This window comes from Helicobacter pylori (assembly GCF_014496965.1).
Lineage (GTDB): Bacteria > Campylobacterota > Campylobacteria > Campylobacterales > Helicobacteraceae > Helicobacter > Helicobacter pylori_CZ.
On sequence record NZ_JACTCR010000029.1, the window covers coordinates 1 to 2,518 of the forward strand.

Annotated in this window: 2 protein-coding genes and 1 pseudogene; all 3 read right to left on the bottom strand. The window is 34.4% G+C overall.

Going from position 1 to position 2,518, the window contains the following annotated elements; genetic code table 11:
* Positions 1 to 297: 297 nt before the first annotated feature.
* Positions 298 to 720, bottom strand: a complete 423-nt coding sequence (locus H7O61_RS07705) for a hypothetical protein (protein ID WP_079295358.1) — start codon at positions 718 to 720, stop codon at positions 298 to 300.
* Positions 721 to 731: 11 nt separating this feature from the next.
* The gene (locus tag H7O61_RS07710; RefSeq protein ID WP_079358351.1) at positions 732 to 1,739 is read right to left on the bottom strand and encodes a hypothetical protein; all 1,008 of its coding nucleotides are present in this window, start codon (positions 1,737 to 1,739) and stop codon (positions 732 to 734) included.
* A gap of 8 nt (positions 1,740 to 1,747) precedes the next feature.
* Positions 1,748 to 2,457, bottom strand: a pseudogene (locus H7O61_RS07715) (TIR domain protein).
* Positions 2,458 to 2,518 lie beyond the last annotated feature (61 nt).

Here is a 2,518-nt window from a genome sequence, read left to right on the forward strand (position 1 = left end):
CTTTCTTAATTCTTATGTTTGGACTTTTTGCTTCTTGTTTTTTTGTGTTCTTAAGGTTTTTACTGCTTATGGTTTGTGGTTGTTGTGTTGGAGTTTTACTTGTTACTTCTTGGGTTTTAATTTCTTAAGCCTTATCTTTATCTTATCCTTCATTTCTTGCTTGTTTTGTTTCTTGTTTTTGATTTCTTGCTGGTGGTTGGGGTGGGTGGGTTTAATCTGATCATGATTGAATGCATTTAGTCTCATCATTTGATTAAAATCAAGCTCTTGATAACAAACGCTTCATTGAAACAAGAATTAACAATAAAAACCATAGCCCACCAAACACAAACCTAACACCCAATAAGGGAAAAGGCTAAACGAAAACATGGCACATAAGTATAGCACGCACCGGCAAGTTTGATGAGCAGGAAAGACTTCAAACAGCCTTTCATCGGTTTTGAGTCTGTTTTTTATTAGCCATTGGTATTGCTCCCTAAACAGCCTTTCTTGCATGAGATAATAAGCGTCTAAAAGATAAAAACATGCTAACAACACCCCCAAAACGCATAACCCATAAAGATGAGAGATTGCCTCTATTTTGAGGGATAAAACCCCAACAACAAGAGCGAGTGTCCATTTTTTGCACTCTAAAGAATTTTGTGCCATTCTATTGATAACGCCTTGCAAGATTTTAAGCTCTTCTATAAGGATTTTTTCTCTGTCTGTGCTATTGTCCATGTTTGCCTGATTCATCTGTCAAAATTAAAAGTCCAAGCGCCTTTGTCGGTTTTGACTCCAACTTCTATGAGGTTTTGACATTTATAATGCGCTGTGAAAGTTTCTCCAAATTTTAAATCCACCACCATTGTGTTTTTCTTGCTTTCTAAATCTTTAATGAGTTTTTCCATTTTGTCAATATTTTGCATCGCTTCAGTTAGTTTGACTTGAATGGCTTTGATAGATTTTTCTTCAGAGCTAATCCGCTCATCAGTATCTTCTTTAGCCTGTCTAGGGATAGCCTTTTTCAAATAGGCGAAATAAAATTTCCCTACGCTAGGCCACATGGATTTTAGTTCAGCAAGGCTTTGAAGACCTTTTTTTGATACCCTATGAGGATATTCATTCAAAATCAAAAAGCTATCGACTGTCTGAATACTATCTATTAATTTTTCGAGTTCTTTAAGGTTGATATAGGGGTAGTCTTTAGGGTTTTTAGTGTTTTTAATAATGCTTCTTATATCGTTTAGAATAATCGATAGACTCCCATATGGCATGTCTGATTCATATTTATAGCTATCAAGGTTATCAAGCATCCTCTTAACAACATATATTGGATTATCATCTTTTGTATATTTATAATCATGGCCACTAACGAATAGTCCTTCATTTTCTAACAATTTATCAAGATTATTGGATTGTTGCACATGCTGCGTGAGCTCTTCTAAATCTTTTTGAAGTCTTGCGATTTCTGCTTGGTGGTTTTTAATCGCTTTTTCTTTTTCTGATATAAACAGGTGTGCATTGGCTGTTTCTTGGATTAACTTTACCAAGAAATTTTGATCATGTTCGCAATTGCCACGATTGAGCTTTAGATCTTGGATCTCTATGTTATCGGTTTTAGAAATGATTTTCACGGTAGAATTGAAGCTATTTTTTTCAACCTCAACCAATGGTTCGCCACTGTCGCCTCCACAGCCCGCTAAATACAACGCCAAACAGCTCGCGCCCAGTAATTTTTGATAAGTTTTAAAAAACATGCTTGTTCCTATGAATTGATCGTGCGTGATAGTTCGCTAAGGGTTATGGTCTCAAAACTTTCTAAAAATAGCGATATATCATTTTCAATTTTTATTTCAAGTCCTTGTTCTTGTTCGAACGAAAGTGTTAAGTAGCCCTTACTAATAGAATGAGCGATTTTTAATTCTTCATAAATCCATGCGGAATAAGTGATTTTTAATAGATTTTGATTAAAAGAAACGCTGTTCTTGTTTGTAAAAACACAAAATAAGGGCATTTTTCAATCATATCTTGTAAAGACTCTCTGAGAATAAGCGTGAAAGCGTCTTTAATCCTACTTATATCATCGTGTTTTGCCAATTTGTTTAAAACATCGTCTTTATAATCCCAAAAAAGCGAATCGATAAACACTTTGCGTTTTGTCTTGCTTTCCAAATAGTCTTTAACCTCTAAAGCCTTATTTCTATCCGCATGCGAGTGCGATAGGAACACTTGAGCGTTTTTTAACTGCGGTTTGAACGGGCTAAAAAAGGCTTCTTTGATTTCATTGTGTTTTAAAATAATGTCTTTTCTACTGCCATGTTTTTTAAGAATATTTCTAATTTTTTGGGCAATGCGATCGAGTTCAAAAACGGGCAACATGGAAAAATCATTGTTATTTCTAGTAAGATTATGTCTAAAAAACTCTTTAATCTTATTAAAAGTATTTAAAAAGTTATTTTTTGTAAATTTTCCCATCGTGTTTAAAACGCCAACGAGATTTTTACTGGAGTAAACACTACTCCGCTATCCCTTAGAG